The sequence below is a fragment of the Phycisphaeraceae bacterium genome (genome assembly GCA_019636795.1).
GTDB lineage: Bacteria > Planctomycetota > Phycisphaerae > Phycisphaerales > UBA1924 > JAHBWW01.
Genome location: JAHBWW010000006.1, coordinates 183,536 through 210,240, shown reverse-complemented (window position 1 = coordinate 210,240; position 26,705 = coordinate 183,536). Strand labels below are relative to the sequence as shown.

Sequence of the window (26,705 nt, the reverse complement as noted above, 5' to 3'; positions counted from 1 at the left end):
ATCACCCAAAACCCCCACGCCCAAAGATCCGGGTCAGACCCACACCATCTCAACCCTCACCGACTCACTTTCCAACCGCAACAAAAAGACATCGACCCCCACGATGGGGGCCGATGCAAGGTCAAGAACGTAAACTCAAACCATCAATCTCACCGGCGACGGCGGTAACCCGCAATCCCCAGCCCAAGACCCGCAAGAGCGATGCTCGCCGGGCTTGGAACGATCAACCCGTCAGCCTGCGTCGAAACTTCAGCGAAGTTATCGGTGAAGAACCCGACACCCGTCGGCGTGCGGAGCAGGATGCTCAACGCGCCGTAGTACACACTCGCCAGCGAGTCCGAATCAAACGACCCGCCGTTCGGGCCATCGAACGTCCCGTTGCCCACGCCGTTGCGATCGAACGTGATATTCGTCGTCGCACCGTTCATGAACACGAAACCGAACGCACCCGCGAACCACTGGCCGGTCACATCACCAGTGATGATGTCCCCGTCAGCGTCGGTGATCGTGAACGACCCGGAGCCGTCCGCTGTCGATCCCACCACATTGGTGATGTCAATCGTGATGACAACGTTGCCCAGCGAACCGCCGCCGAAGAACCCAGGGCCGTACTCCGCAGTCGCGCCCCCGCCTTCAGCAAATCGTGTCACGTCTCCAGAACTGGACCCCAGCCCACCGGTGAAAGCAACGGCCGTGAACACCATGTTAGTGGCGTCGAAACTTCCGTTCAGGTCTGTAAACCCGAATGAAGCAATATCCGCGCTCGCAACCGAGGCAGCAAGTCCCACAAGTCCAGCAAGCAAAGTATTCCGGACCATTTGGGCCCTCCTTCTCCAATCTCACTCTCATTGACTCAGTCTCACGCCACAAGGCGGGAGATCTTTTCCTCTGCCCCAAGATGTACACCAAGAATGAGATTTGACAACCCCTTTCGCAAGATTCTGCAACAACTTGCGCGAATAACTCCGGAACAGGACCTCAACACCACGTCCCATACCACAATTTCCGCCCCATAAACTCCTTCAACAGCAACAACTTACGCTCAATCCCCGCCGTCAAAACACCCCACGCGCAACGAAAAAAACCGAACAGCACATTTTTGCCGTTCGGTCTTCGTTCTTTCAGCCCGCTCTGTTCAGCTCAATAAGACTAATTCCCTACATCGGCTTCTTCTCCACCGTCGCGTCATACACGCTCAGCAGCTTCTCTTTATCAAAAACCATCTCCTGCCGACTCAACCCAACAAAGTCATACTCCGTCGTCAACTCGATCGCATCCACCGGGCACGCCTCCTCGCACATCCCGCAGAAGATGCACCGCAACTCATCAATCTCAAACTTCGCTGGGTACTTCTCCCTATCATCCCACGGACTCTCCGCAGCCACAATATGAATGCAGTTCGCCGGGCAGATCGTCGGGCACATCATGCACGCAACGCACTTCACCCGCCCGTCCTCATCCCGGTTCAGCCTATGCACCCCGCGAAAATTGCCAGGGTTCATACCCCCCTGCTCAATCGGCATGTTCTCACGCCGCTCCTCAGGGTACTGCATCGTTCGGCTTGTCCGCCCCTGCCCGAACGAAGTAAAAAAATGCCGCATCGTCGTCCCGAAACCCTTGAACACCTCCGGCAGATAAACCGCCTCGGACCTGTTCATAGGCCTCGTCTCAATCCTCACAATCTCATCATCTCTGATCGCCATGCCACAAGTGTAGCAACACATCCATTCACCAACCTCCACCACAACCATCAACTTCTCATCCTCCACACGCCGGATCTTTGGGCGCACACCCAATCCCCCTCATCTGGACGCCGGATCTTTGGGCGCACCCAACCTCCCCCATCACCCAAAACCCCCACCGCCCAAAGGTCCGGGTCAGACCCACCCAAACCCTTCTCCCACTCACTTTTTGCTCCTGCGCCTCAGGACGCCGGATCTTTGGGCGCACCCAACCTCCCCCATCACCCAAAACCCCCACCGCCCAAAGATCCGGGTATCTCTGCGATTCACCTGCCGCATCTCCACCTCCGCCCATACACTGCTGACATGCCCGCAGGCCGCCCACACAAACCCCTCTTCGAACACCTTGCCAAAGAACAGCAATCCTCCAGCACCCCCACCTACGACGCCGCTCCGAACTCCCCCTCCCGACGCTTCCTCCTCTCCCCCGCTGCCCTCTATGGCTTCATCGCCGCAACAATCGCCCTCCTCATCCTCTGCTGGGCAATTGCATACCGCATCGGTTACAACAAAGGCTACGACACCTGGACCACTACCCACGCCGACTCCATCCTCCTCCCCCCCGATCCACTCCGCCAGCCCGACCCCGATCGCACCTTCCTCCCCGCACGCCAGGACCCTCCCGACAACCAGGATCTCTCCCCCACCGACATCCTCAGCCCATCAGGCACCCTCTCCGCCGACCCACGCCGCTCCGGCTTTAACTACCTCGAACTCGCAACCCTCTCCCGCACACAGGCACAGGCCGCCATCACCTACCTCGCCCGCAACAACGTCCAGGCAATCGCAGTCCCAATAGTGGAAACTTCGCGGCAGGGAGCGAACAATCCCGTCCGCTATCGCCTTGTCTCAATGCAACTCGCCGTCTCCAGCGCCGAGTTCCGCACAAAACAATCCGAACGCGAACAGCACGAAGCCCAGGTCAAACGCCTCGGCACACAATGGAAAAACTCCAGCGGCGGGGCATCCGACTTCTCCCAGCCTCTCTGGAAACGACACCCCTGACCTCCCGCCCGACCCGACCCGACCGACCTGAAAGGATTCACGCCATGAGCCTCGACTCTTCTCTCAAAACCAAGAACTCCCTCGCAGGCGTCCGCTCCGTCATGAAGCGCTCCGAACGCATCGCAAAACTCGCAGCCGACAAACGATTCGATCCCAAAAAGGATCACGCCCTCGGCCTGCCCAAGACCAAGCCCAACGAAAAGTAATCCACACTCTCCATGGACACCGCTTCCATGATCGCCGACCGCGCCCATGCCATCGAGGCATCTGGCATTCGGCGAATTCTCGAACTCGCATCATCTCTCAAAAATCCCGTCAACCTCTCCATCGGGCAGCCCGACTTCCCAGTCCCCGACCCAATCAAAAACGCTGCCATCGATGCCATCCGCACCGACCGCAACGGCTACACCCTCACACAGGGAATCCCCGAACTCCGCGCCGCAATCTCCGCACACCTCGCTACCGATCTCAACTGGAACTTCAACCACAACGACGACCCCGCCCTCCTCGTCACCAGCGGCACCTCCGGCGGACTTCTCCTCGCCGCTCAGGCACTCCTCAACCCCGGCGATGAAATCATCATCCCCGACCCATACTTCCTCATCTACCCCGCCATCGCCACCCTCTGCGCCGCACACGCCGTCCCCTGCAACACCGCCCCACACTTCCGCCTCACCGCCGAACTCGTCGAACCTCTCATCACCCCACGCACCAAGTTCGTCCTCTTCAACTCTCCCTCAAACCCCGCAGGCGTCGTCTCCACCGAAGCCGAATGCCGCGACCTCCTCGACCTCTGCCGCGCACGCAACATCCTCCTCATCTCCGACGAAATCTACGACGGCTTCACCTACTCCGAATCACGCACCCAGCGCACACCACACAACCAGCACCTCTGCCCCTCCCCAGCACGCCTCGAAGCCAGCGCGCAGCACGTCCTCCTCATCCGAGGATTCGGCAAAACCTATGGCTGCACCGGTTGGCGACTCGGCTACGCCGCCGGACCTCGACCCATCATCGAGCAGATGGCAAAGATCCAGCAGTACACCTTCGTCTGCGCGCCATCGCCGCTCCAGCACGGCGCCATCGCCGCACTCAGCACCGATATCACGCACATCATCGCCGAGTATGAATCGCGCCGCGATCTCGTCGTAAACCGGCTCTCGCAGGTCACCGATCTCCCCTTCCCCGGCGGAGCCTTCTACGCATATCCGCGCGTCCCTACGCACCTCGGCCTCACTGCATCGCAGTTCGTCGAACAATGCATCGAGCGCGAACTCCTCCTCGTCCCCGGCAAGGTCTTCTCCACGCGCGACACACACATCCGCCTCAGCTTCGCGGTCGCACCCGACAAACTCGCCCGGGGCCTCGACATTCTCGTCGATCTCATGTCACGCTGAACACGCTTACGTGAACTTCCGGAACCGCGCCACATACCCGAGCGATACCTGCCGCCCACGGTCCACTCGATCATCACCTTCAAACCGATACAGCGTCATCCCCGTCCACGTCCGCCCATGATGATCCACCAGCGTCCCGCTCGTCGCTGGATGCACCGCATGCCCCTCGATCGCATCGCGCAGCGTCCACAGCGCGCTATCGCTCGCCGCAACCAGCCGCCCGCGCACCGTCACCTCGAGCTCATAGTTCCCGAACGCCGCCGACCCGGGCAGTGTCACATCAAACACCCGGAACGGCACCGCAAACAACCCCCCCGTATCCACCACGAACCGATGCGGGCCCGATCCGAACAGATTCAGCGTCTTGAACGAACTGCTCACGCCCCACCGCCTTTCTCGATCACCACCACCGGGTCCGTATCGCCACTGCTCGACACACCCCACGCCACCAGCGTGCGCACGCCGCGCCCGCGGCTCACCTCGTGCCGCACTTCTCCGATCACGATCGAAATCACAATCTCGAAGCGCCCCGCATCACTCCCCGAACGCGCCGCCTCGAACACCAGATCGCCCGACATCCCCGGCACCAGCGCATCGAGCGTCCCCTCATCAAGCACCTGCACCAGCGACACACGCACACGCTGCTCGGGAACATCCACGAACACCGCGAACGCACCATCATCACTCCAGTCCTGCACCAGTTTCTGCGCCAGCCGATCAATCGCGATCGACTCGACCTGCGCCCACTCGTGCCCGTCAAACTTCACCCGCTGCGGATTGAGCACCAGCATCGCTCGTTCTCCTTGCGCTAGTGGCGCACAAACTGCATCACGTTCAGCCGCCGTGTCGCGTCAACCTGCCCATCGCCATCCGTATCGATCAGCGCAACTGCGCGCTGTCGCTCGCTGTCGAATCGAGCCCGATAGAACTCCGCCTTGCGCCCCAGGGGCGTCTCAGGCCCCAGCGCACTCGACGCCGCCGAATACACCAGGTGCAGCGCACCCAGCGCTTCGAGCCGCGCAAACTCGCTCATGTTCAGTACCGACGACTCTCCCACCGCGCCTTCCACAGGCTCGATGTCCGGCTCGATCCCAAGCATGCGCAGCACCTGCCGATGCACCGTCGCAATCTGAGGCCCGAACGTCGCCACCTGCACCGCGACTGCCGTCGCGCCGCTCACCGCGATCGCCGGATCATCCACGTCGTTGCGCACACGCGAGATCGTCAGCACCGTCCCCGACACACGCGCAAGCACCTCGTACGGCGTGCCTCCGATCACCGCCACATGTCCCTGGCCGACGTCGGCCGAGTCGAACGAAACATCCTGCGCGCTCATCGTCAGCGCCGTCCCGCTCGCTGTGCCTGTGCCGCTCACCAGCCTCTGCCCAGTCCACATCACCTCCCGGAACAATCCCGGCTCAAGGATCAGCAGATCACGATCCGACGCGAATGACATCATGCGCTCCTTTCCGGCACGCGCTCGTGCCCATGTGCTGTCCGATTCCGAAAAACCCCGAGCGAGGCAACAGCGCCCCGCCCGGAGTGCACGCGATTCCCCCCGGTCTCGCGTTACGTTCAACTCGCCAGGCCTTCGATCAGCCCGTGCGCCACCTCGTTCTTGAACTCCATCGTGTATTCGCCGATGACCTGACCCGCAATCGCATCACCCGTCGCCGCCAGCGGCTTGTAGTGAAAACTGCGCCCGGCCAGCGGCATCACGCTGATGCGCGACGAATCGATCAGCAGCACCTTGTCGCTGGGCACCCACCGGCTCATCACGACCTTGCACACCCCAAAGTCACTCTCATAGACACTGATCAGATTGCGGTAGCGCGTGTCCTCGGGCAGGTACGCACGCGAGCCCGTGACGAAACTGTTGAGTTTGCGCTTCTGTGCCCCGCCGACGACGATCGTGTCGATCGTGCCGGCCGAGTTTTCCCAGATGTGCTTCATGGCAGCGTTGAGCACCGTCTCGTTGAGTTCGTCACCGTCGCCATCGCCTTCAGGGATCCCACCAACGCCCGGCTCGAAGCGGTTGGACAGGATCGAGTGCACGATCCCGCGCATCGAACGCCGCACGGTCGAAGACCCTTGCTGCGTGCTCGCGGGCGATACGCCGTTGATGACGCAGTTCTCAAGATCGCGCAGGAGTTCGCGCATGCGCTCCTGCTTCTGGTAATCAACTTCGTCGGGCACACCGACCGCCTTTGATGCCTGCATGGAGCCGCTGACCTCGACCGAGGCTGTGAAAATCTGTGTGTAGTTCTGCCTGCGCGAGCGCGACGTGAACCGGGCTGCGGGCGCGCCGGCACCTTCGAGGGCAGCGTTGCCGAGAATGTGCAGCACCATGTTGTTGGCCAGTGTCGCAGCCGGTGTGCCGCCATAGCCGCGCGTCACCGTCAGTGTGTTGGTGCCGGGGTTGATGGCCGAGACGAACATCACTTCGCTGAACCCGTCCGGACGCACGAGATCTCCGACCTGGAACACACTCGACGTATCGACGGTGATGCTCGTCGCGCTTTGCGGCGTGGGCGAGAACGAGGCCTGATTGATCTGCCCGGTGTTGGGCAGCAGGATGTCCTCGATCCATTCGTGAATGGTGCTCGAGGCCGGTCGCTTGGGGTCGCCGAGATGGTCGAGCAGTGCCGTCTCGAACGGGCTGACGATGCCGATGATGTCCGAAACATCCTCGACCAGTTCGGGCAGGCTCGCGCCTGCGCCATACGTTGCTTTACCTGTAAATGCCATGTGAAAAACCTCCTGTGGAAATGTGAATCAACCGAAACTTTCGCGTGCGTGCGACTGAATCAGGCTCCGCGGCGAGCGCGGAGATACTTGAGAACAGCGGTGCGATTGCCCGACTGACGAGCCTCGGAAGCCAGGTCTTCGAGCAGATCCCCGCCGCCCGAAGCAACATGCCCGCTCATGGCCGACGCAGGTGAGGCCGGGCGAAACAGAAACGACTTGCGGCGTTTGAGATCGGCAATCACGGCGCGCACATCGGGCGATTCCATCTGATCGAGGGCCTGATGCGCGAGCAGGGTCGCGGTCTCGAGGTCGATCGCGCCTGCGAGCGTGAGTTCGAGTTCGAGTTCGCGTCGCTGTTCGGCCTGAGATGCCTCGGCCTTGGCAGAGGCAAGTTGAGACTCCACTTCGCTCACGCGCGCTTCGAGCTCCTCGACTCGCGCTTCGGCGCGCACGGCACGCGCGCGCCAGACGATTTCCTCGTTGCCGAGGCGCGCCGCGCTCGGGTCGAGTTTGGGCTGCGGATCGGGTTTGGGATCGGGATCTGTCCCGATCGGGTCGATGCCGCCGCCACCACCAATACCACCAATTCCTCCAACCATGTCAATGCTCCTTGTGATGCAATGTGTGAGATGCCAGTCGCAGCCACACGGCGCGCGACGAACGAAACATCAGGAAATTCCGGGATCTGTCGCGGCGTAGCCGAGTTCGCCCAGCACCCGCTCGGCGGGGATACCGAGTTCGATCTTGGTCTTGGCGACTGCGGCCTCGTCGCGTGCGTCGGCGGGCACGGGGTTTGGCCAGATGAGTCGCAGTGCGCGATCGCGTTCATCGGTGCGCAGAACCTCGGCGGCATCGAGTGCGCGAAGGATCATGGCGCAGACTTGTTCGATGCCTCGGCCATACAGCACACGCTTGCGACCGGTGCGGGCGATGAGGCCCATGAGTGTGACGCGCAGTGCGGTGGCGCTGGACAGGTTGCCGATCTTGGCGCGAATGACACCGCCGGCGAGCGGGGGCACGCCGCTGATCTTGTCCATGGCCTCGCGGATTTCGTCGATGTGCACGGATTCGCTGGGCGAATCGGCATCGCCGCCGAACGATTGCACGCTGGCATCGGGATTGTCGGTGGTCCAGATCTGACCTGGGCCGACGGGGATGCGGTCGAAGCCGTCCATGCCCTTGGCGAGGTACATGCGGAAACTCTGAAGCGTGACACGATTGGCGCGATCGGAAAGTCGGGTGTTGAGTTCATCCTGAAGGGGGATGAGCGGCTCGACTTCGCTGCGCCCTTCGTAGCGGAAGGGCTGGGCGACGTTCTGGATGTGAACCACGGGGGTGGTGCCGGCCAGCAGTGTGCTGGTGGTGTGCGCGACGAGTTCATCGTCTTCGTAGCGATGCCACACGCCGCGGCTGAAGATTTCGGTGACGGTTGATCGGCGACGGGAGCGATCGCGATGCGGCTTTGAGTTTGGCCATGTGCTTGCGCGGCCGAAGATTGAACGGCGCGGCGAAGCCGATTCACGTTCGACCTGGTTGATTTCGCGGTCGAAGTGAATGACATAGGCGTCGATGGTGCGGTAGTCGTCGGGGTTGAGAATAGGAATGCCGCGCGTGGGTTCGATGATCTCGATGCGAAATGCGGCGGCGATGCGGTCGATGTCGGCGCGACCCTGGCGAGGTGCTGCCAGAGCGAGTGCTTGCTCGTTGATGCGGAGGAGGAGATCGACCGAGCCGTAGACGTGGCCGAGGAGGGCGATGTCCTGAAGAAGTGCGATTCCGCCGGAGTTTTCCCAGATTTTTTCGAGGACTTCTTCGATGAGTGTGCGTGTGTCTGGTTTGTCAGCGGCGCTCTGGATCTGAACGGGCTTGCCGAACATGAAGTCGACCATGGTTTCGATGCGCCAACCGATGTCGTTTTCGATGACGACTTCGCGGTTGTTGCGTGTGCGGTCGTCGGTGGCCTGGTCGGCCGATCCGATGAGTCGGGGGGGCAGGCTGTGGTATTGTGCGGGGCGCCACTGAACGCGCGAAGACCAGACCGACCCGACCGGCTCAAGCGGATTCCTGAAATACGTCCAGAGTTTTTCGAGTCGCGGGACTCGTTTTGAATGATGCTCGTCGATGACGAGCGAGAGCAGTGCCTTATCCAGGCCGACGTCGGAAAACGCGTTGAGCCGATCGGGCATGGGTCGGTCTCCTTTGGTGAGCGGTGCGTTGTCGGGACGCGTGTCTCGACACCAAGGGGCACGGAGACGACGGCGCGCGCACGGTCGCGGACGTTGCGGTGGGTGATCGGTGCTGTAAGTCGTGGCGGGGAATGGCGGAAAAAAACTTTGAGCGTTTTTTGGGGGTGGGTCAGCAGCGGGCGGGAGTGTGCGCGCAATGGCGGCGTTGTCTGCGCGCCGACCCGGACCTTTGGGCACGATGCGAAAGGCAACCCGGATCTTTGGGCATGGCGCTTTGTATGAAGGAGAGAGCACAGGAGCGCCCAAAGATCCGGCGTCCAGATGCAGCTAGGGTTTGGGATGGCAAAGCGACCGGACTTGACGGGGCATCAGAAGAAGATTGTGAATCGGTACTACGAGAACCGGGACACGATCTCGACGACGAAACTGGCTGAGGTGATCAGTTCGTTGTATCTGGAAGATGACCCGAAGAAGTCGGGGCGGCTGTGGAAGTCGGCTGAGACCGCACTGGTGAATCTGGGTGTGGCGGGGCCTGTGGCGGCGAGTCTGGTGGCGGCCCGGGATGTGCGGGCACTGGCAGAGGCGGCAGAGAAAATCGCCCGTGACGGGGGCGGGGCAGGGGTTCGCGGTCCGAAAACCACCTGATTAGGGTATGGCTAGCAAGAAAATCTTCTTTTTGGCTCTCAATGGGTGTGCAGGGCATCGCAGATGTGATATCTTATTGGTAATGCGTTTGCATGTGCAGACAATCAGGGCACGGCGGGCAGCGTTCACGCTGATCGAGTTGCTGGTGGTCATTGCGATCATCGCGTTGCTCATCGGGATCCTGCTGCCTGCGCTGGGCAAGGCGCGGCGGGCGGCGCAGACGATGGCGTGCCTGAGCAATGTGCGGCAACTGGAGATCGCGCACGGGATGTTTATGGGCGATCACAACGGCGCGTTTATTGATGCTGCGCTGCCTCATGGTGGAATCGGGGATGATTTTCATCAGTCGTGGCTTGCGACGTTGAGCGAGTATTACGGCTCGACGCTGATCACGCGCTCGCCGGTGGACGCCAGCCCGCATTGGAGCGTGAAGGAGGGCGGGACATCGGCGGGGATGACGCTTGAGGAAGTGCTGGCGTTTTATCGCGAGAATCTGGCGGTGCTGACGGACAATGATCCGCGGAATGATCCGCCGATGCCGGCGATTGCGCGGCTGACGAGTTACGGGCTCAACAATTTTACGACGCGCAGTGTTGGGCCTTTTCTGGCGATGGATCCGGTGACGGGGCGACGGACGACGCGAACGAGTTTTGATGCGTTGCACAAGGTGCACAGGCCTCACGACACGGTGCATTTTCTGATGATGGCCACGGATGGGACGCCCAGCAACCCGGTGGGTTTTGCCAAGTCGGACCATGTGCATGCTGAATCGTGGGGCGACTGGCCGGAGGCTGCGATTCCGACGATTGCGGGCGCGGAGATGAATATCGCGGCGCATGGCGGACGGGACAAGACGTATGAGGCGAAGTCGAACTATGGCTTTCTGGACGGGCACGCTTCGACGATGCGGTTTGGCGAGGTGTATGAGTCGACGATGAAGAACAGATTTCATCCGGCAGCAGGGATTCCGACGCGGTGAAGGCGCGGGATGAGGTTGCGGGATGCGTGCAAGGAGGTTGGAGTTAATGCGCGGAGTGAAGTTGATGGCGGGGTTGTGTGTGAGTGGATCAATCGCGCACGCGCAGTTGCACGCAGGGGACATTGTGATCGGGCTGGAAGATCAGCGGATTACGACGGCGGCGCAGGTGAGCGGAGTGGTGGAGCTTGATCGCGTGTTTACGGGGCTCTTCGGAGCGGAGGGTTTTGCGGACTTTACGAACAACCCGGGGTTCGATTCGTTTGCGGGGACGTGGGCATCGGGAACTGTGATCGGATTTGACATTGTCGGTGCGGTGAAGCGATGGGCGCCGGATGCGAGTCATTTTTATTCGACTGCGAATGAGCGGATCAGCATCCGCAAGGGTGGCTTGCGGACGGATTCGCCGCTGGATGATGTGACCGTCGCGGGGTTTGCGTTTGGCGATGCGAACACGAGCGGGACGTTTCATCATCATGTGAACTTCTGGCTGATTGATGGGGAGACACCCAATGCCGATGGCGTGTGGCTTTTGGGTTTGAGGTTGTGGTCGGAGACGGCGGCGATTCAAGACTCGGAGGAGTTCTGGATCGTGTACGGACAGGGAACCCACGAGGTGTTCATGGATGAGGCGGTGCAATGGGTGCGCGATCATCTGATCGGCGAGCCTTGCCCGGCGGACTTCAATGGCGATGGAATACTGGATTTCTTCGACGTGTCGGCGTTTCTGGCGGCGTTCTCGGCACAGCACGCCAGCGCGGATATGAACGGTGACGGTGTGTTTGATTTCTTTGACGTGCAGATGTTTCTTGGAGCATTCGCGGCAGGGTGTCCGTGAATGAGAGAGAGGTCATCCGATTGAACGCTGCGCGTGCGGCGGCGGATGAAGTGGTTTGAACCTGCTGCGTGACGGCGGGTGTTGACAGAGTGAAAGGGCTGGATGATGAAGAACTGCATTGCAGGTCTGGCGGCTATCGGTGCGCTCGCAGCGGGCGCGATGGGGCACGACGAAGGCGATTACGGTCTGGTGGTGATCGATGGCAAGATTGTGACCGGGATCGGCGATCATGACAGCGGGACGATCTCGCACATCGGCGAGCGCGTGTTTGCGGCGGAGATGAGCAAGGCGTTTGGCAGTATTTATGCTGACGAACCCGGCATCTTTGTGCAGGCGGGAACGTTTGCGCCCGGGACGGGGATCGGGTTCAATATCCTGGCGGCGCTGCGCGTGTGGGACACGGTGAATCAGGATTTCTTCACGGTGTCGGCGGTGCCGATGACGATTGAGTTTGGGCCTGCGAGTGTGACGACGCCCGCGAGCGACTCGCTGGTGAGCGGGTTCAACATTATGTATGGCGGCGGGGAGTTTGACGAGCACTGGGATTTTCTGCTGCCCTCGGATGTGGATCTGGGGATCTATCTGCTCGAAATTCAGTTTGCGGTGACGGACCCGGGCATTGCGGCTTCGGACGCGATCTGGACGGTGTTCAACTATGGGCTCGATGAGGATGAGCATGAACTGGCGATCGAATGGGTGGAGAAGAACCTGGTGCCTGCGCCGGGGTCGGCGCTTGCGCTGCTTGGGCTTGGACTGATGGGCCGGCGGCGGCGGTGAGTGCGCTGTGCGGGGTTTGATGATGCAATTCAACCCGGACCTTTGGGCATGTCGGGTTTGCGTGAGGAGTCATGCACTGTGAGCCCAAAGATCCGGCGTCCGGGTAGAGGTACGGAGTTGGAATAGAAGTCCGGAGTTGGAGGAGAGATCCGGATTCGGGAGAGAGTGCGGGATTTGCGAAGTTGAACCCCTTCGATTAGGCTCTCTTTGGGATTCATCCTGAAGGGAGCCTTTTTTATGCGCGTTGAGATGAGTGTGGTGCTGGCGAGTGTTGTGGTTGTGCTGGTCGGGTGCAGCGATCGGGGGCGCGAGATTGTGCGGATCGAGCGGGTGATTGATGCGTATCACGCGGCTGCGTCGCGGGCGGATCTGGAGGGGTACATCGGTCTGATGAGCGATGGTTCGGTGTTTCTGGGGACGGATGCGAGCGAACGGTGGACGCGGGATGAGTTTCGGGCGTTTTGCGAGCCTTACTTCGCGGCGGGGCGAGGGTGGACGTATGTGCCGGTTGAGCGGCATGTGGAGATCGCGGCGGGCGGACGCACGGCGTGGTTTGATGAGATTTTGTCGAATGAGTCGTATGGCACGCTTCGGAGCACCGGCGTGCTGAGTCGGGATGCGGGAGATTGGCGCATCGAGCACTACAGCCTGACGTTTCTGGTGCCGAACGATGTGGCGAAGGAGGTTGTGAAGATGATTCGGGAGGAAGGTGGGAATGCAGATTAGGGGAGGTATGTATGAGCAGATTGAACCAAGGCACACCGACCGCTCAGAGCCGCGGATCGGTGGCACATCAGCGGCGGGGATTTCGTGGTGAGCCGCGGCGGCGGGTGCCGCGATCGGGGCTGGCGGACGGGCCCATCGCGCCTGCGTTTGTGGCTGGAGAAGCAGGATGAGGCGACGGAACGGAGTTGCGCGGCTGTGAATCTTGGGCGTCGGTGCTTTCGACGTCTGGAGATTCGTCCGTGTCTTTGTCGGGGAACTGACGCGCGAAGATGAGGCGGCCTGCGCTGGTCTGGAGCGTGCTGGAGACGGTGACGGGAACTTCGCGCCCGATGGCGTCGGAGCCATCTTCGACGACGACCATTGTGCCATCGTCGAGATACCCGACGCCTTGGCCTTCCTGCTCGCCGTGGCGGACGACGCGAACGCTGAACGCTTCGCCGGCCAGGACGCTGGGCTTGAGGGCGTTGGCGAGGTCATTGAGGTTGAGGGCAGGGACGCTGGCGATGGCGGCGACGCGGGCGAGGCCTGAGTCGGTGGTGACAACGAGGCCATTCATCTGTCGCGCGAGTTCGACGACGAGCTGGTCGACGGCTTTGCCGGGGACGGAGGTTTCGTCGATCGAGACATCAATCGCGGGGGATCGCTGGAGGCGTGCGATGATGTCGAGCCCGCGGCGGCCTCGCGTGCGCTTCATTCGGTCGCTCGAGTCGGCGAGCAACTGGAGTTCGGCGATGACGAAGTGCGGGATGACGACCGGTGCCTGAACAAAGCCGGTCTCGGTGATTTCGATGAGCCGGCCATCGATGATGGCGGAGGTATCGAGGATGAGCGGGCGCATGCCCCGGATCTGCTTGGCGAACTCGACATAGGGGATGACAAGACGGAAGTCGTCCTGAGTCTGAAGGACGGTGGTGATGCAGAGGTAGCAGAGGCTGATGCCCAGAAGGACCTTTGCGGTGCGGGAGAAGGTTTCGGCCCCGGGGGCGAGTTTTCCGCTGGAGGTGCTGAGCCATGTTTCGACGACGAGGTCGATGACGAACCCGAGGGCGACGGTTGCGGCGAGCCCCATGAGCAGGCCGAAGAGGACGCCGGAGATGGTTGCGATTTTCTTTCGCGGGGTGAAGACATCGATTGCGAGGACGATTGCGGCGAAGACGAGTGCGCCGATGACGACAGCGACCCAGTTCATTCCAAATTGCCGGTCGAGGCCTTCGACGCCCAGGTCGCGTCCTACGGCGAAGAGGCTCAGGAGTGTGACGGTGATGACGAGGATGACGAAGAATGCGCGAGTTGCGCGGACGAGGAGTGCCCGCTGCCTGCGTGCGGCTTCGAAGGGGTTTGCTGGGGCGCGTGGGTCGGAGGCTGCGCCCTTGGATCGTGGCATGAGAATAGTGTACCACAGCGGGGCGGCGGCGTAGAATGATGGTTCCCGCGTTGGTTGACGGCCGGGCCCGGTGTACGGGTGGCCCGTGAAACTGGTCAGGGCTTGACCGCAGCAGCCATAAGCGGCCGTCGCCCGGTACCGCCGGTGTCCTGGCCGTCAACCGTCGTGGGCGAACGTGCTGCTGACGGGTCCTTGCCCGATAAGCATGGGGACGAATGCGTCCTGTGAGGTTCAATCGGGTTTCGCTCGTCTCATTGGTGTTCTGACGCCAGCGCCCGCTCAAGCGGTACAAACGTCCCGTCGATGGTTGTTTCGTGCGTACTCGCGCTTTCAGCCTGATCGAGCTTGTGGTGGTTGTCGTGATCCTCGGTGTGATTGGTGCCATCGCGGTGCCCCGGATGTCATCGTTCAGTGCCAACGCCAAGGTCCATGCGGCTCAGGCGAATGTGAACATCGTGCGGTCGAAGATCGACGAGGTGATCGCGATCGAGGGCAAGCCTCCGACTGCGATCGACGCTACATGGTTTGCGGGGAGGAAGATCCCGAAGAACCCATTTGCGACCGCGTCGGACCCGCGGCAGGTGCAACAGGTCAGCGGCGGCGCGTCGGTCACTGAGCCGAGCATCAAGACGGTTGAGGGTCGGATCGCGTACTGGTACAACCGCGACAACGGGGAGTTCAGGGCGCGCGTGCCGACGCGGGGATCGAGTGCGGCGACGCTGGCGCTGTACAACCTGGTGAACGGGACGCAATTGACCAGTCTGAGCGACACAGCCAAACCGGTCGGCTCGGGCGGATCGATCGAGATCGAACTGGGGGGCTGAGCGGGCGGGGAGAACCCTACAATCGCGTCGCATGTCATACACCGTCCTTGCACGCCGATACCGCTCCAACTCTTTCGACGAACTGGTCGGACAGGAACCCATCGCCCGGACGCTTGCAGCGGCGATCGAGCACAACCGCGTCGCGCATGCGTATCTGTTTTGTGGCACGCGGGGTGTGGGCAAGACTTCGATGGCGAGGATCTTCGCCAAGGCGCTGAACCAGGCCGATGCCAACCCCGAAGTCGCCAAGGCCATCATGACGGGTCAGGATACGGACGTCATCGAGATCGACGCTGCGAGCAACACGGGCGTGGATAACGCGCGCGATCTGATTGCCAATGCGAACTACATCCCGATGCGCGGGCCTTACAAGATCTACATCATCGACGAAGTACACATGCTCTCGACCAATGCGTTCAACGCGCTGCTCAAAACGATGGAGGAGCCCCCGGCCCACGTCAAGTTCATCTTGTGCACGACCGAGTCGCACAAGGTGCCTGCCACGATTCAGAGTCGATGCCAGAGGTTTGACTTTCGCAATATCGCTGTATCGCGGATTGCCGAGCATCTGTCGAGCGTGATCAAGGCTGAGGGGCTGAGCGCCGAGCCTGAACTGGTGCAGGAAGTGGCCAAACTCGGCAACGGGTCGATGCGTGATGCGCTGAGCCTGCTCGATCGCGTGATTGCTGCGGGCGAGAAAAAACTGACGGTTGCGCTGCTCGCGAGCCTGCTTGGTCTGCCCGATCGGCAGCTGGTCGGTTCGCTGATCGATGCGATCGCGTCGGGCGATGTGCGCACAACGCTTGAGGTTGCGGATGATCTGCTTTCGCGCGGGTCGGGGAGCAATCTGTTCCTCGAGACGTTGTGTGAGCGCTTCCGCGATCTGATGGTGATTGCAGCATGCGGCGGAGAGACGCCGCTGGTGGAACTGTCGGATGTGGCGCGAACGCAGGAGGCTGCGCGAGCGGCTCATTTCGAGGCTGCGCAGTTGTCGCACATGATTGCGATCTGCGATGCGGTGCAGCGGATGGTGCGCAATTCGGCTTCGCCCCGGGCTCTGATCGAAGCGACGCTGGTGAGGCTGGCGCTGACGGAGCAGTTTGCGGACGCAGCCGCGACGGCGTCGGCCACTCCATCGGCAACGACGGGGAATGCAGGGCGCGGAGCACTGGCAAAAAAACGGTAAGGGCGGAGGAGCCGACATCTGCTCCGCCCGCCCCAAACCATCGACCACACGCGATTCGAGATGATGCCGGTGTCGCGAACGGCTCGACGGCTTCGGGTTCGCTGATCGAGCGTGTGGCGGCGGCGTGTGAGCGGCCGAGCCTTGCGGTGCTGGTGTCGCGTCTGCGCGCGAGTGAGCGTGAGGATGGGTGCGTCGAGATTGAAGCCGAAGCGGGCAAGCAGGCAATGGTCGAGGCGAATCTCGTCGAGATCAAGACGCTGTTTCGTCGTGTGATGGGCCGGGGCGATGTTGAAGTGGTGCTGCTTGGTGATGTGCGCGGCGACGCGCAAGGCGTGGATGCAGGGCCTGCGACCCAGACGCCATTGCCTCGGACGGCTGCGGATACGGAGTTTGATCATCCGTTGGTCAAGAGTGTTGCGGAGATTCTCGATGCACAGCCTCGTCGCATCGAGCCCAAGGGGCGAAGGAGTTAGCGCGCGATGTTCGAGAATTTCAAGTTGATGGGGGCTGTGGCGGGGTTTCTCAAGAACCGCGATCAGATCACCGCTGCGGGCGACCGGATTCAAAAGCGCCTCGACGGGATGAGGCTCACTGGGCGCAGCGAAGGCGATCTGGTGCAGGTGACGATGACGGGGAAGATGGATGTCGAATCGGTCACGATCTCGCCGGTACTGGCTTCGGGCATGGCGCGTGGAGAGGACGACCGCAGGCTGGGCGAGCACTTGATTGCCGAGGCGGTCAATGACGCGCTCAAGAAGGCGCAGGCTGCCGCCATCGCGGTGATCGATGATGAGGGCGATGCGCTGGGTCTGCCTGGTCTGGGCGAACAGTTGAAGCAGATTCTGCCTCGCTGAGTTGTGCAGGCCGGTGTGTCGTGACACCGCGCGAGTGTTACTCGCTGAACCAGCGCAATCGCCACTGCCCGTTCTCGACGATCATGTCGACGGACTTCCACGCGAGCTTGTCGGCACCGCGCGGGTCGATGCGCAGGCGGAACTCGTTGCGGCCGATGTTGCGCAAAAAGAGACCGGGCGTGAACTCGGCCATGGGCATGCGGGCCATGAGGGCGTAGACATCGCGTTCGCGGCGTTTGAGTTCTTTGAATGCCTCGACCGGGTCGTAGCCACGCTCGATGAACTCGTTGCGCGTTTTTTCGCTCAGAACCTGTTCGGTGAAGAGTTGTTCTTCTTCGGCAACGAGCGTTGAGCGGATATGCGTGAGGAGGTGCAGCGAGTTGCGTGAGGAGAGCTCGATGCGGCCGTCTTCGTGTTCGATGCGAATGCGATTGTCGGCTGGAGCCTGACGACCTGCTCCCTTGGGCCCGCCGACGAATGGTGTGCCCGACTGCGCCCCGGCGATGCTCGAAAGCGGCGGGCGATAGTGCACGACACGCTCGTAACGAGTGCATCCGGCCAGTGCCATCATGGTGGCTGCGAGCAGGATGAAACTGACCGGCTTCACACCGTCACCTCCGCCGGAAGGTCGACAAGCAGGGGCTGGCTCCGCCCGCGTCGCCAAAGGTCATGGACCCGGAAGCGATCGACGGGATTGGGAAAGTCGGCCCGGGCGTGAGCACCGCGCGATTCCTCGCGCCAGGCTCCGGACTGCGCAACAAGCGAGCCCACCAGCAACATATTCTGCGTCTCCCACCCTGTCGGTTCGTCAAAAATCTTGTCAAGTGTGTAACGAGACCAGAAATCGAACATGTCGTTGGCGTCGTGGAGTTTGGGTCCGGTTCGTTCGATGCCCACATTGCGCCACATGGCTGAACGCAGACTCGAACGGACATCCGCGAGATCGAGTTCGCCATGGTCGCTCGGGCGAATATCACTCACAACGGGGACAGGGCCGGGACGCGAGCCGTTGGAAGCAGCAGCCTTGGCAGCGAGCGCGCCGGCGATCTGCCCAAAAACAAGCCCTTCGAGCAGCGAGTTGCTTGCGAGTCGATTCGCGCCGTTGAGGCCCGATGCGCTGACTTCACCGGCGACGAGCAGCCCCGGCACATCGGTGCGGCACTGAAGGTCGCAGCGCACGCCACCGATCATGTAGTGGGCAGCGGGGTGAACAGGAATGAGATCTTGTGCGGGGTCAAGCTCGAAGCGTTTGAGTTCGGCTGAGATGCCTGGGAAGCGGTGCTCGAAATGCGCAAGGTGTCGGCAGTCGAGCCACACGTGGCGTCCGCCCTGGCGCGCAATCTGCCGGACGATGGCGCGCGCGACAATATCGCGCGGCGCGAGCTCGGCCATGTCGTGTTCATCAAGCATGAAGCGGTTGCCCGCCTCATCGAGAAGGTGTGCCCCTTCGCCGCGCACGGCTTCGGAGATCAGGCTTCGCCCCGCACCGGGCAGGTAGAGCGTCGTCGGGTGAAACTGAACAAATGCCATGTCGGCAAGAGTTGCACCTGCGCGATACGCCATCGCCAGACCGTCGGCAGTTGCTGGTTTGGGGTTGGTCGTTTCACGATACAACTGCCCCGCTCCACCGCTGGCAAGAATTGTGGTGCGAGCCCAGATCATCTGCAAGCCGAAACGTTCGTGATGCGTGATCGCGCCGAGCACGGGTGCGCCCGGTTCGGTGCCCTGGGTGATGAGGTCGAGCGAGAAGCAATGATCGAACAACCGCACGCGCCCTGTCTTGAGCATGCGCTCGTAGAGGCAGCGTTCGAGTTCGCGGCCTGTGGCATCGCCCCCGGCGTGAAACACACGAAAGGCGTTGTGCCCGCCTTCACGTCCGACGGCAAGCTCGCCCGCTGCGTCGCGATCAAGAGCCATGCCCCAGTCGATGAGTTCGCGCAGCCTCTCCGGACCCTGCTCAACAACGAGGCGGACTGCCGGTTCATCGCACAGACCCGCGCCCGCTGCGAGCGTGTCCTGCACGTGCGACTCGATTGAATCGTCTTCGCGCAGAATCGCGGCGATCCCGCCCTGGGCCCAGGCTGTGTTCGTATTGCGGAGGGTGTCTTTGGAAAGTACGATGACCTCCGAACCTTGAGCAGCGGCCTCGACGGCTGCCCGAAGCCCCGCAACCCCGGCGCCAATAACCAGCACCTCCGTAAAGATCTGCGGCAGGAGGCTGGAGCGGAAGGGAATCAGGTATCGGCGCTCATCGATCACGCGGTTCATGGATGACAAAACGTAGCGCGCCGGAGGGCTGCAAGGCTGGAGGCGAATCAGGGGGATGCCTGGTCGCTGCACAGGCCGGCGTGACCAACGTACCCCGAACCGGAACGCTATCGTTCCCTCGCCATGACTGAACAGGCCGATCGAAATCTTGCACTGCGCGTTGTGACCCGCCCGGCCGACACGAACCACTATGGCACGATCTTCGGCGGCGTGATTCTGGCGTACATCGACCAGGCCGGGTACGTCGAAGCACGCCGACACGGGGCGTTCACATGGGTCACCGCGTCGATCGAGCGAGTCGACTTCGACGCGCCCGTCGGAGTCGGCGATGTCGTCAGTTTCTATACATACACCAAGCGGGTCGGGCGCACAAGCCTGACGGTCGGCGTTGAAGTGGAATCCGAACGAGTCGAATCCGGGCGCGCGGTGCGCGTCACAAGCGCCACATTGACGCTTGTGGCGCTGGATGAACACTGCCGCCCGACGCCGATTCAGCGCGAGTCGAGCGAGTCATGAAGTCTCAGTCGCGTGCCCGGCTGCTGGTGCTGCTTTCGGGCTCGGGCAGGACGCTGCTCAATCTTGCCGATGCCATTGATCGCGGCGAACTTGACGCCGAGATCGCGCTGGTTGTTGCGTCGCGCGAGTGCCTTGGCGAGCAGCGTGCCCGTGAGCGAGGGCTTGCGACTCGTGTCATCGCAGGGCGACTCAATGCTGAGCACCTGCTCTCGCTGGTCGAGGCGAGCCGGGCCGATGTTGTGGTCCTCGCGGGCTATCTGCATCTGGTGCCTGTGCCCGAAGCGTTGCGAGGCCGAATCGTGAACATTCATCCCGCGCTGCTGCCCGAGTTTGGCGGCCCGGGCATGCACGGCCTGAAGGTGCACGAGGCGGTGCTTCGTGCCGGGCGCACAACCTCGGGATGCACAGTGCATCTGTGTGATGAGCGTTATGACACAGGCCCGATTCTGTTGCAGCGCACGTGCCCGGTGCTGCCTGATGACACGCCCGAGACGCTCGCGGCTCGCGTGTTCGAGCAGGAGTGCATCGCGTATCCGCAGGCGCTGAATGATCTGATCGCGCAGCGTGTATCATCGGGTGAGCCATGAATACCAACTTTCGCAGTGCGATTCTGTCAGCCGCGACCGGCCTCGCGGTGCTGGTTCCGGGCGGCATGGCGCAATCGCAGGATGCTTCCGAACCCAACGCGAATGTTCAGCGACTGGTCGATTCACTCGAACGTCGCGCGCAGGCCAATGAAATTCAGACCCGCGCGCTGGCTGCCTATGAAGCCCGCGACTACGCCGCGGCTGCCGATCTTTTTGCCGAGCAGGCGGTGCTCGATCCGATGAACTTCGTGCCGCATTACAACCTTGCGTGCGCGCGTTCAAGACTCGATGATCTCGATGCAGCATGGATGGCGCTCCTGCGGGCGATCGAGACGGGTTTCATCGACGCAAGGCAACTGGCGCGTGACGAATCGCTCGCAAGGCTGCGCGAGGACAATCGCTATGCAACGCTCGTCGAGCGCTGGCCTCGGTTGATCGAGGCGCACCGGGCTTCGAACGCTGCAAATACAGCCACATGGATGGGCTCGCGGGCTCAGAGCCGCACGCTCGAAGCCCTGCGCGTCGAACTGCTCTCTTCGCATGACGCGACTCTGACCGATGATGCAGTGCGCGAGATCGAGCGCGTCGCGGCCTTCATTCACTCGATCATTCCCGAACTTGCCGAGCCGGAGTCTGACACGCTGGATTCATGGGTTGTGGTAGCCTTGCCCAGCGAGGATCGGTTTCTCTCGTGGTCGGTGCTGACATTCGGGCCAAGTGCGCGAGCGACCTTCAGCCAGATCGGCGGCGCCTACGACCACGATCAGAGGCGACTGGTGGCCAAGGATCTTGGTGCGACGCTTCGCCATGAGTTCGTGCATGTGCTGCATTGGCGCGACATGAATCGCCGAGGAATCGAGAGCCCGATCTGGATTCAGGAAGGTCTGGCATCGCTCGTCGAAGATTGCGATGTCGTCGGCCAGACGCTATGGCCTGTGCCCTCGTGGCGCACCAACATCGCAAAGCGTCTTGAGCGTTCGGGCAATCTGCCTTCGATCGAGCAACTCACAGCCCTTTCGCACGAGCGGTTTTCCGCCAGTCGTCCGCTGCGGCAGTATGCGCTGGCGCGCACGTTCTTTCTCTATCTGCACGATCGCGGGAAACTCGGCGAGTGGTACACTCAGGTCTGCAGCACGCACGATGCCGATCCATCCGGGTTGACGGCTTTGTCGCAGGTGCTTGGCAAGCCCCTTGACGAGATTCACGCCGACTATCGGGCGTGGGTGCGTGAGTTGCCGATGGTGCCCGAATCGGGCGATGATCTTGCTGTGACGATGGGGCTGAATCTCGAACCGGGCAAGGGTGATGGGCCTGTGGTTGTGGGGTTCAAGGATGCTTCGGCGCGGCGAGAGACAGGGCTTCGGCTGGGAGATGTCATCACATCGGTGAACGATCAATCGACACGCGACCTGCAGGAACTGATCCGCGAGCTGGGTAAATCACAGTCCGGGCAGATCGTGACCGTCACCTACCGCCGCGGGCGCCTGCATGGGCGGACCGATGTGCCGCTGCGCCAGCGCGAGCCTCAGCCATAGCGTCGGATCGGGTGCAACCAGTCACGAGCCTCGGCTGTACACTTCTGCGCAGCATCTGCGCAGAACCCTCAGCATGGAATCGATCGATGAGTCAACACACACATTCTCCCGACTTCGACGCTGCCGACTGGCACGCTCTGCGCAAGCGCAAACGGCGCACCGGCTGTCTGCTGCTCATGTGTTCGCCGCTCCTGCTGGTCGTAGCGCTGCTGATCTGGATGTTGCCTCAGGTTTTTGCCAAACCGGGCACGCCTCGCGACTATGTCGCGCAGTTCAATGAGCGGTACGCCAATGTTCCCGAGTCGGACCGGGCGTGGCCACTGATCAAGCAGGCTGTGCTGATCAAGTACACTTTGCACGGCCGCAAGGCAGACACGGCCGAGTTGCCACAATATCCGACGTGGCCCGCGTGGGAAGACAGCATCGCCTACATCGACAGCATTCAGCCTGCGCTCGATCTTGTGCGCGAGGCATCGACTCGGCCGATGCTTGGTCGCCTGTTGTCGGCCGAACCCGATCACGAGTTTTTCGCCGCGCAGGCCGAAGCGGTCGGTGATCGCTACACACCCGCCCCTGCGCCCGTCCCGCCGATGGTCGGGCCGCCGCTGCTCCTGTCTGTTGTTCTTGACGAACTGGGTCTGATCCGCCGACTCTCGAAGGAACTGGTAGCAGATGCTCACATCGCTGCCTCGCGCGGACAGGGCGATCGTGTCGTCGAAGACCTGGCTGCGCTCCTGAACATGGGTCGTCTGGCGGCTGAATCGGAGACAATCATCGGACAGCTTGTGCAGGTTGCAATCGAAAGTCTCGCGCTCAACTCTCTTTCGCAGATCATCACCCATCACCCGGATCTCTTCGCCGAGCTGCACCTTGCAACGCTCGATTCGGCCCTGCGCACCATCGGTCGAGGCGAGCCCGCAACCGACAACGGGCTCACACGCTTCGTGCCCAATCTCGAGTATGAACGCCTGTTTTTCGATGACATTCTCCAGCGCACATACTCGGACGATGGCAACGGCAACGGACGACTGACGCTCTCGGGTGCACGCTTCATCGCCTCGGGCTTCGTCACGACATCCCCCGACGCTTCAAGTCCTGTCCATGTCGCAACGATGATGCTCCTAGCTCCGAATCGCCAGACACTCGCGACACAGCACAAGACAATCTTTGACACTCAGGAGACACAAGGGCGACTTCGACCTTGGGAGCGCGACGGCGCTGCCTTGAATGCACTCTATGATTCAATCTCGCCAATCGGTCGCAGCCAGTTTTCGCTGTTGAGTCAGCTTGTGCCTGCGTTCACCTCGGCATACCGCACGTTTGATCGGATCGACACCGCCCGCGACGCGATGCTCACGGTTGTGGCGATCGAGCGCTATCGCCTCGCGCACGGGGCGTATCCGCAGTCGCTCGATGTGCTTGTGCCGTCATTGCTGCCGGGGCTGCCATTTGATCCTGTCGATGGCCAAACGCTGCGCTACCGCCTGACAGAGTCGGGGTTTGTGTTGTACTCGCTCGGGCGTGATGGTGTTGACGACCTCGGCCGCCCTTCGACCAACCGCTTCGCTGCCATCCCTCACATGTATCTGCAAGACGGCGAGGACCACTCAGGTGATTGGGTATTGCATCCGACACCATACCCCGAGCAAAAAATCGAATCGAAAACTCTCTTCCCTGTCGATGAGAACGAAGATGTAGAAAGCATCGACGACTCATCGCAGCATCCATGACCCATCGGCCTCGCGTGGCGCTGCGTCACTCCGTCACGCGATCTTCTTCCTCGCTCGATCCGCTCGGAGGCACGTAGCCTCGAGGTTCGTCCTTCTTGCGTTCGCGCTTCTGCCGCTGGTGACGCACGCGCCCCTCGGCCGGCTTGACTTCCCCGCCGAGCAATCGCAGGACTTCCTCGACATCCTTGTCGCCCCGGCCGGAAAGATTGATGACGATATTGGCCTCGCGTGGCAACTCACGCGCGAGTTTCAGCGCGTGCGCAATCGCGTGCGATGTCTCGAGCGCCGGGATGATGCCTTCGGTCCGCGCGAGCACCAGAAACGCATCAATCGCCTCAGCATCCGTCACCGACGCATACTCGACCCGGCCCGCATCCTTCCAGAAACTGTGCTCCGGCCCGACGCCCGGATAATCAAGCCCCGCTGAGCACGAATGAACGTCCGCCGTCTGCCCGTTCTCATCCTGCATCACATAACTGAGCGACCCATGCAGCACGCCAGGCGAACCCAACGACAGCGGCGCTGCATGCTCCCCGATGGCATTCGATCGCCCACCAGCCTCGACCCCGACAAGCCGCACCTTGTCGTCGATAAAGGCGTGAAAAATGCCCGCCGCGTTTGATCCGCCGCCGACACATGCGACCACAGCGTCCGGCAGCGAGCCCATGTTCCGCAGCGACTGCGCCTTGGTCTCTCGCCCGATGACCGATTGAAAGTCACGCACAATCGCCGGAAACGGATGCGGCCCGACGACCGACCCGATGATGTAGTGCGTGTTTTCGACCGACCCCATCCAGTCGCGCATGGCTTCGTTCGTCGCGTCCTTGAGTGTGCGCGAGCCCGAGTCGACAGGAATGACCCGAGCACCAAGCATCTGCATACGCACCACGTTGAGACGTTGCCTGCGAACGTCCTCTGCCCCCATGTACACATCGCACTCGAGCCCCATCTGCGCGCACGCCGTAGCGGTGGCCACGCCGTGCTGCCCGGCACCAGTTTCGGCAATGATGCGGCTCTTGCCCATCTTCGTCGCAAGAAGCGCCTGCCCCAGCGCGTTGTTGATCTTGTGCGCGCCCGTATGTGCCAGATCTTCGCGCTTGAGCCAGAAGTGAGCGCCAAGTTTGCCATCAAGGTTGCGGCGAGCGTGTCGCGTCAGGCCATCGGCGTCATAAAGCGGCGTCGGTCGACCGACATAGGTGCGGAACAACTCCCCAAGTTCACTCCAGAACTGGTCGCTCTCTCGCACACGTCGGTAAGTATCCGCCAATTGCTCAAGCGCCGCGACGAGCGTCTCGGGCACATACGCGCCCCCAAACTGCCCGAATCGACCATCGGGTGTCGGATATTCACTCAGTTTCAGTACGGGGGTTTCTTCGGTCATTGTCCAAAGCGTATGCCCGGGCCTGCACCCGCTCTGCCCGCTTGGCCGCTCGCACCCCGGCCCCGCCATTGACCCGCGTAAGCAGCACGAGGCCCGCAACGAAAAACGCCAGCAGCACCACCATCGACGCCGAATTCCCCACCAGCGCCTTGACCTGCCCGAACATCAGCACACCCACAACACCGGCAAACTTGTACGTCATCCCCCAGAGCCCGAAGAACTCGGCCGTCTTGTGCCGAGGCGTAAAGAGCCCAACCACCGAGCGGCTCGCGGTCCCGATGCCCCCAAGCCCAAGCCCCACACCGTTGCCAACCACCCAGAACATCCACTCGTTGTCGGCTCTGGAGCCCGCCGGAATCAGCGTCAACCCGAGCAACCCTGCCGCGGTCAGAATCCACACCCCCAGAAACACAGCCACCGTCGTCACGGCACCAATCCGATCCTGATACAGCCCCGTCGCCACGGCAGCGATGCCCGCGGTCAGAGACAGTTGCAACGCAAAGAGCATCAACTTCACATCGCTCAAGCCGAAGTCGTTGGCAATGATGCCCGCAAAGTAGATCACCGTCTGCACGCCCAGGGCGTACACAAAGAACGACGTCAGAAACACACGCAGCTGTCGAAACTCGCGCGCTCGACGCATCGTCTCCGCAAGACGCGAAAATGTCGCACGCAGCAGCGACTGACGCTCTCGAGGCTCCGCTGCACGCACTTCACGCAGAATCAACGCCGGCGGCACAATCCCCGCTGCAAACCACAACCCGGCAAGAATAAAAAACCACCACCAGTTCAACGTATCAGCAAGCCCGAAGGCAAGCATCCCCCCCACCACCAGCACCTGAAGCACCAACGCACCGACATACCCCATCGTCCAGCCCGTCGCCGAGATGCGGCCGATGTTGCGCGAGTTTGAAATCTCGGGCAAAAATCCTGCCAGCAGGTTCTCGCCCAGTTGATACACAATGTTCGCTGCAATAAACGCCGCCATGGCGACCGCAACCATCCCCGCGCCGATCACCGCCAGCATCACCGTCAACGCCGCGCACGCCACACCCGAGAGCACCAGCAGCCGCTTCTTGATGCCATACGCATCGGCAGCCGCACCAACCAGCGGCGAAAGCAACACCACAATCAGCAGACTTCCCGAACCCGCGATCGACCACAACGCATCGCCCCGCACGTCATCGCCAACAATGACCTTCTTGAAATAAATCGGGAACAACAGCGTGATGATCAGCAGCGTGAAACTCTGATTCGCCAGATCGTACATGCCCCACGCCCAGACCTCTTTCGGGTTGTCGAGCGAGCGAAATGGGTTGAGTCTTCGCAGCATGCCAGGCCAGAGGATACACCAGTCGCGCAAAATAAAAAAAGGCCCCCTCGCCGATGAGGGGGCCCTG

28 protein-coding genes, 1 other RNA gene and 1 pseudogene are annotated in these 26,705 nt (G+C 61.7%); 17 read left to right on the top strand and 13 right to left on the bottom strand.

The annotated features are described in order from the left end of the window. Positions 1-149: 149 nt before the first annotated feature. Both KF757_13420 and KF757_13415 read right to left on the bottom strand, forming a co-directional pair. Positions 150-818: a hypothetical protein gene (locus KF757_13420; protein MBX3323976.1), complete on the bottom strand. Its 669-nt coding sequence runs from the start codon at positions 816-818 to the stop codon at positions 150-152. A 339-nt stretch (positions 819-1,157) separates the two neighbouring features. Then, positions 1,158-1,703 (bottom strand): NADH-quinone oxidoreductase subunit I, encoded by a 546-nt coding sequence (locus KF757_13415; GenBank protein ID MBX3323975.1) that lies wholly within the window; start codon positions 1,701-1,703, stop codon positions 1,158-1,160. 345 nt (positions 1,704-2,048) lie between these two features. On the opposite strand from KF757_13415, the gene KF757_13410 reads away from it, so the two are divergent. Genes KF757_13410 through KF757_13400 form a run of 3 tightly spaced genes read left to right on the top strand, consistent with a single transcriptional unit; the run spans position 2,049 to position 4,144 of the window. Beyond that, positions 2,049-2,747 (top strand): hypothetical protein, encoded by a 699-nt coding sequence (locus KF757_13410; protein MBX3323974.1) that lies wholly within the window; start codon positions 2,049-2,051, stop codon positions 2,745-2,747. A gap of 44 nt (positions 2,748-2,791) precedes the next feature. Continuing rightward, complete coding sequence (locus tag KF757_13405; GenBank protein MBX3323973.1) at positions 2,792-2,953, top strand: small basic protein; 162 nt, start codon at positions 2,792-2,794, stop codon at positions 2,951-2,953. Between the two features lie 27 nt (positions 2,954-2,980). Further along, entirely contained in the window at positions 2,981-4,144 is a 1,164-nt protein-coding gene (locus tag KF757_13400; GenBank protein ID MBX3323972.1) for an aminotransferase class I/II-fold pyridoxal phosphate-dependent enzyme, read from the top strand. Between the two features lie 6 nt (positions 4,145-4,150). Here the strand turns inward: KF757_13400 and KF757_13395 are convergent, their stop codons facing one another. The 6 genes from KF757_13395 to KF757_13370 all read right to left on the bottom strand — a co-directional run bounded on the left by KF757_13395 (position 4,151) and on the right by KF757_13370 (position 9,078). Then, positions 4,151-4,525, bottom strand: coding sequence for a hypothetical protein (locus tag KF757_13395; GenBank protein MBX3323971.1), 375 nt, complete (start codon positions 4,523-4,525; stop codon positions 4,151-4,153). Beyond that, the gene (locus KF757_13390; protein MBX3323970.1) at positions 4,522-4,935 is read right to left on the bottom strand and encodes a hypothetical protein; all 414 of its coding nucleotides are present in this window, start codon (positions 4,933-4,935) and stop codon (positions 4,522-4,524) included. The genes KF757_13395 and KF757_13390 overlap by 4 nt, the downstream gene beginning before the upstream one ends. 17 nt (positions 4,936-4,952) lie before the next feature. Further along, a complete protein-coding gene (locus tag KF757_13385; GenBank protein ID MBX3323969.1) occupies positions 4,953-5,600 on the bottom strand; it encodes a hypothetical protein in 648 nt (215 codons plus the stop codon). Positions 5,601-5,719: 119 nt separating this feature from the next. Continuing rightward, positions 5,720-6,892 (bottom strand): DUF5309 family protein, encoded by a 1,173-nt coding sequence (locus tag KF757_13380; protein ID MBX3323968.1) that lies wholly within the window; start codon positions 6,890-6,892, stop codon positions 5,720-5,722. A gap of 59 nt (positions 6,893-6,951) precedes the next feature. After that, positions 6,952-7,491, bottom strand: a complete 540-nt coding sequence (locus KF757_13375; protein MBX3323967.1) for a hypothetical protein — start codon at positions 7,489-7,491, stop codon at positions 6,952-6,954. A gap of 69 nt (positions 7,492-7,560) precedes the next feature. Further along, positions 7,561-9,078, bottom strand: coding sequence for a phage portal protein (locus KF757_13370; GenBank protein ID MBX3323966.1), 1,518 nt, complete (start codon positions 9,076-9,078; stop codon positions 7,561-7,563). Between the two features lie 339 nt (positions 9,079-9,417). Between KF757_13370 and KF757_13365 the strand changes: the two genes are divergently transcribed. The 5 genes and pseudogenes from KF757_13365 to KF757_13345 all read left to right on the top strand — a co-directional run bounded on the left by KF757_13365 (position 9,418) and on the right by KF757_13345 (position 13,040). Beyond that, positions 9,418-9,723 carry a hypothetical protein gene (locus KF757_13365; GenBank protein MBX3323965.1) on the top strand — a complete coding sequence of 102 codons (306 nt, stop codon included), beginning with the start codon at positions 9,418-9,420 and terminating at the stop codon, positions 9,721-9,723. A gap of 82 nt (positions 9,724-9,805) precedes the next feature. Next, positions 9,806-9,949 (top strand): annotated as a pseudogene (locus KF757_13360) (prepilin-type N-terminal cleavage/methylation domain-containing protein). A 799-nt stretch (positions 9,950-10,748) separates the two neighbouring features. Continuing rightward, on the top strand, positions 10,749-11,537 hold the full coding sequence (locus KF757_13355; protein MBX3323964.1) for a hypothetical protein: 789 nt from the start codon (positions 10,749-10,751) through the stop codon (positions 11,535-11,537). Positions 11,538-11,639: 102 nt separating this feature from the next. After that, the gene (locus KF757_13350; GenBank protein ID MBX3323963.1) at positions 11,640-12,314 is read left to right on the top strand and encodes a hypothetical protein; all 675 of its coding nucleotides are present in this window, start codon (positions 11,640-11,642) and stop codon (positions 12,312-12,314) included. Between the two features lie 237 nt (positions 12,315-12,551). Continuing rightward, a complete protein-coding gene (locus tag KF757_13345; protein MBX3323962.1) occupies positions 12,552-13,040 on the top strand; it encodes a nuclear transport factor 2 family protein in 489 nt (162 codons plus the stop codon). Positions 13,041-13,107: 67 nt separating this feature from the next. Here the strand turns inward: KF757_13345 and KF757_13340 are convergent, their stop codons facing one another. Next, the gene (locus tag KF757_13340) at positions 13,108-14,424 is read right to left on the bottom strand and encodes a TRAM domain-containing protein (GenBank protein ID MBX3323961.1); all 1,317 of its coding nucleotides are present in this window, start codon (positions 14,422-14,424) and stop codon (positions 13,108-13,110) included. A 59-nt stretch (positions 14,425-14,483) separates the two neighbouring features. Between KF757_13340 and ffs the strand changes: the two genes are divergently transcribed. The 5 genes from ffs (at position 14,484) to KF757_13315 (ending at position 17,288) form a co-directional block, all read left to right on the top strand. Continuing rightward, an RNA gene (gene ffs / locus KF757_13335) (signal recognition particle sRNA small type) lies at positions 14,484-14,582 on the top strand. 156 nt (positions 14,583-14,738) lie between these two features. Beyond that, positions 14,739-15,248 (top strand): prepilin-type N-terminal cleavage/methylation domain-containing protein, encoded by a 510-nt coding sequence (locus KF757_13330; protein MBX3323960.1) that lies wholly within the window; start codon positions 14,739-14,741, stop codon positions 15,246-15,248. A 31-nt stretch (positions 15,249-15,279) separates the two neighbouring features. Further along, positions 15,280-16,434 carry a DNA polymerase III subunit gamma/tau gene (gene dnaX / locus KF757_13325; protein MBX3323959.1) on the top strand — a complete coding sequence of 385 codons (1,155 nt, stop codon included), beginning with the start codon at positions 15,280-15,282 and terminating at the stop codon, positions 16,432-16,434. A 113-nt stretch (positions 16,435-16,547) separates the two neighbouring features. After that, on the top strand, positions 16,548-16,907 hold the full coding sequence (locus KF757_13320; protein ID MBX3323958.1) for a hypothetical protein: 360 nt from the start codon (positions 16,548-16,550) through the stop codon (positions 16,905-16,907). Positions 16,908-16,913: 6 nt separating this feature from the next. Then, entirely contained in the window at positions 16,914-17,288 is a 375-nt protein-coding gene (locus tag KF757_13315; GenBank protein ID MBX3323957.1) for a YbaB/EbfC family nucleoid-associated protein, read from the top strand. A gap of 37 nt (positions 17,289-17,325) precedes the next feature. Here KF757_13315 and KF757_13310 read toward each other — a convergent pair whose 3' ends face one another. After that, entirely contained in the window at positions 17,326-17,895 is a 570-nt protein-coding gene (locus KF757_13310) for a hypothetical protein (protein ID MBX3323956.1), read from the bottom strand. Beyond that, positions 17,892-19,556, bottom strand: a complete 1,665-nt coding sequence (nadB, locus tag KF757_13305; protein ID MBX3323955.1) for an L-aspartate oxidase — start codon at positions 19,554-19,556, stop codon at positions 17,892-17,894. Before nadB ends, KF757_13310 begins: the two co-directional genes overlap by 4 nt. Positions 19,557-19,679: 123 nt before the next feature. On the opposite strand from nadB, the gene KF757_13300 reads away from it, so the two are divergent. The 4 genes from KF757_13300 to KF757_13285 all read left to right on the top strand — a co-directional run bounded on the left by KF757_13300 (position 19,680) and on the right by KF757_13285 (position 23,924). Continuing rightward, on the top strand, positions 19,680-20,072 hold the full coding sequence (locus KF757_13300) for an acyl-CoA thioesterase (protein ID MBX3323954.1): 393 nt from the start codon (positions 19,680-19,682) through the stop codon (positions 20,070-20,072). Further along, complete coding sequence (locus KF757_13295) at positions 20,069-20,659, top strand: phosphoribosylglycinamide formyltransferase (GenBank protein ID MBX3323953.1); 591 nt, start codon at positions 20,069-20,071, stop codon at positions 20,657-20,659. Before KF757_13300 ends, KF757_13295 begins: the two co-directional genes overlap by 4 nt. Then, the gene (locus KF757_13290) at positions 20,656-22,194 is read left to right on the top strand and encodes a PDZ domain-containing protein (GenBank protein ID MBX3323952.1); all 1,539 of its coding nucleotides are present in this window, start codon (positions 20,656-20,658) and stop codon (positions 22,192-22,194) included. The genes KF757_13295 and KF757_13290 overlap by 4 nt, the downstream gene beginning before the upstream one ends. 86 nt (positions 22,195-22,280) lie before the next feature. Further along, the gene (locus tag KF757_13285) at positions 22,281-23,924 is read left to right on the top strand and encodes a hypothetical protein (GenBank protein MBX3323951.1); all 1,644 of its coding nucleotides are present in this window, start codon (positions 22,281-22,283) and stop codon (positions 23,922-23,924) included. 25 nt (positions 23,925-23,949) lie between these two features. Here KF757_13285 and trpB read toward each other — a convergent pair whose 3' ends face one another. Together trpB and KF757_13275 are read right to left on the bottom strand one after the other, a co-directional pair. After that, a complete protein-coding gene (gene trpB / locus KF757_13280) occupies positions 23,950-25,305 on the bottom strand; it encodes a tryptophan synthase subunit beta (GenBank protein MBX3323950.1) in 1,356 nt (451 codons plus the stop codon). Beyond that, entirely contained in the window at positions 25,271-26,638 is a 1,368-nt protein-coding gene (locus KF757_13275) for an MFS transporter (GenBank protein MBX3323949.1), read from the bottom strand. The genes trpB and KF757_13275 overlap by 35 nt, the downstream gene beginning before the upstream one ends. Positions 26,639-26,705: the final 67 nt, after the last annotated feature.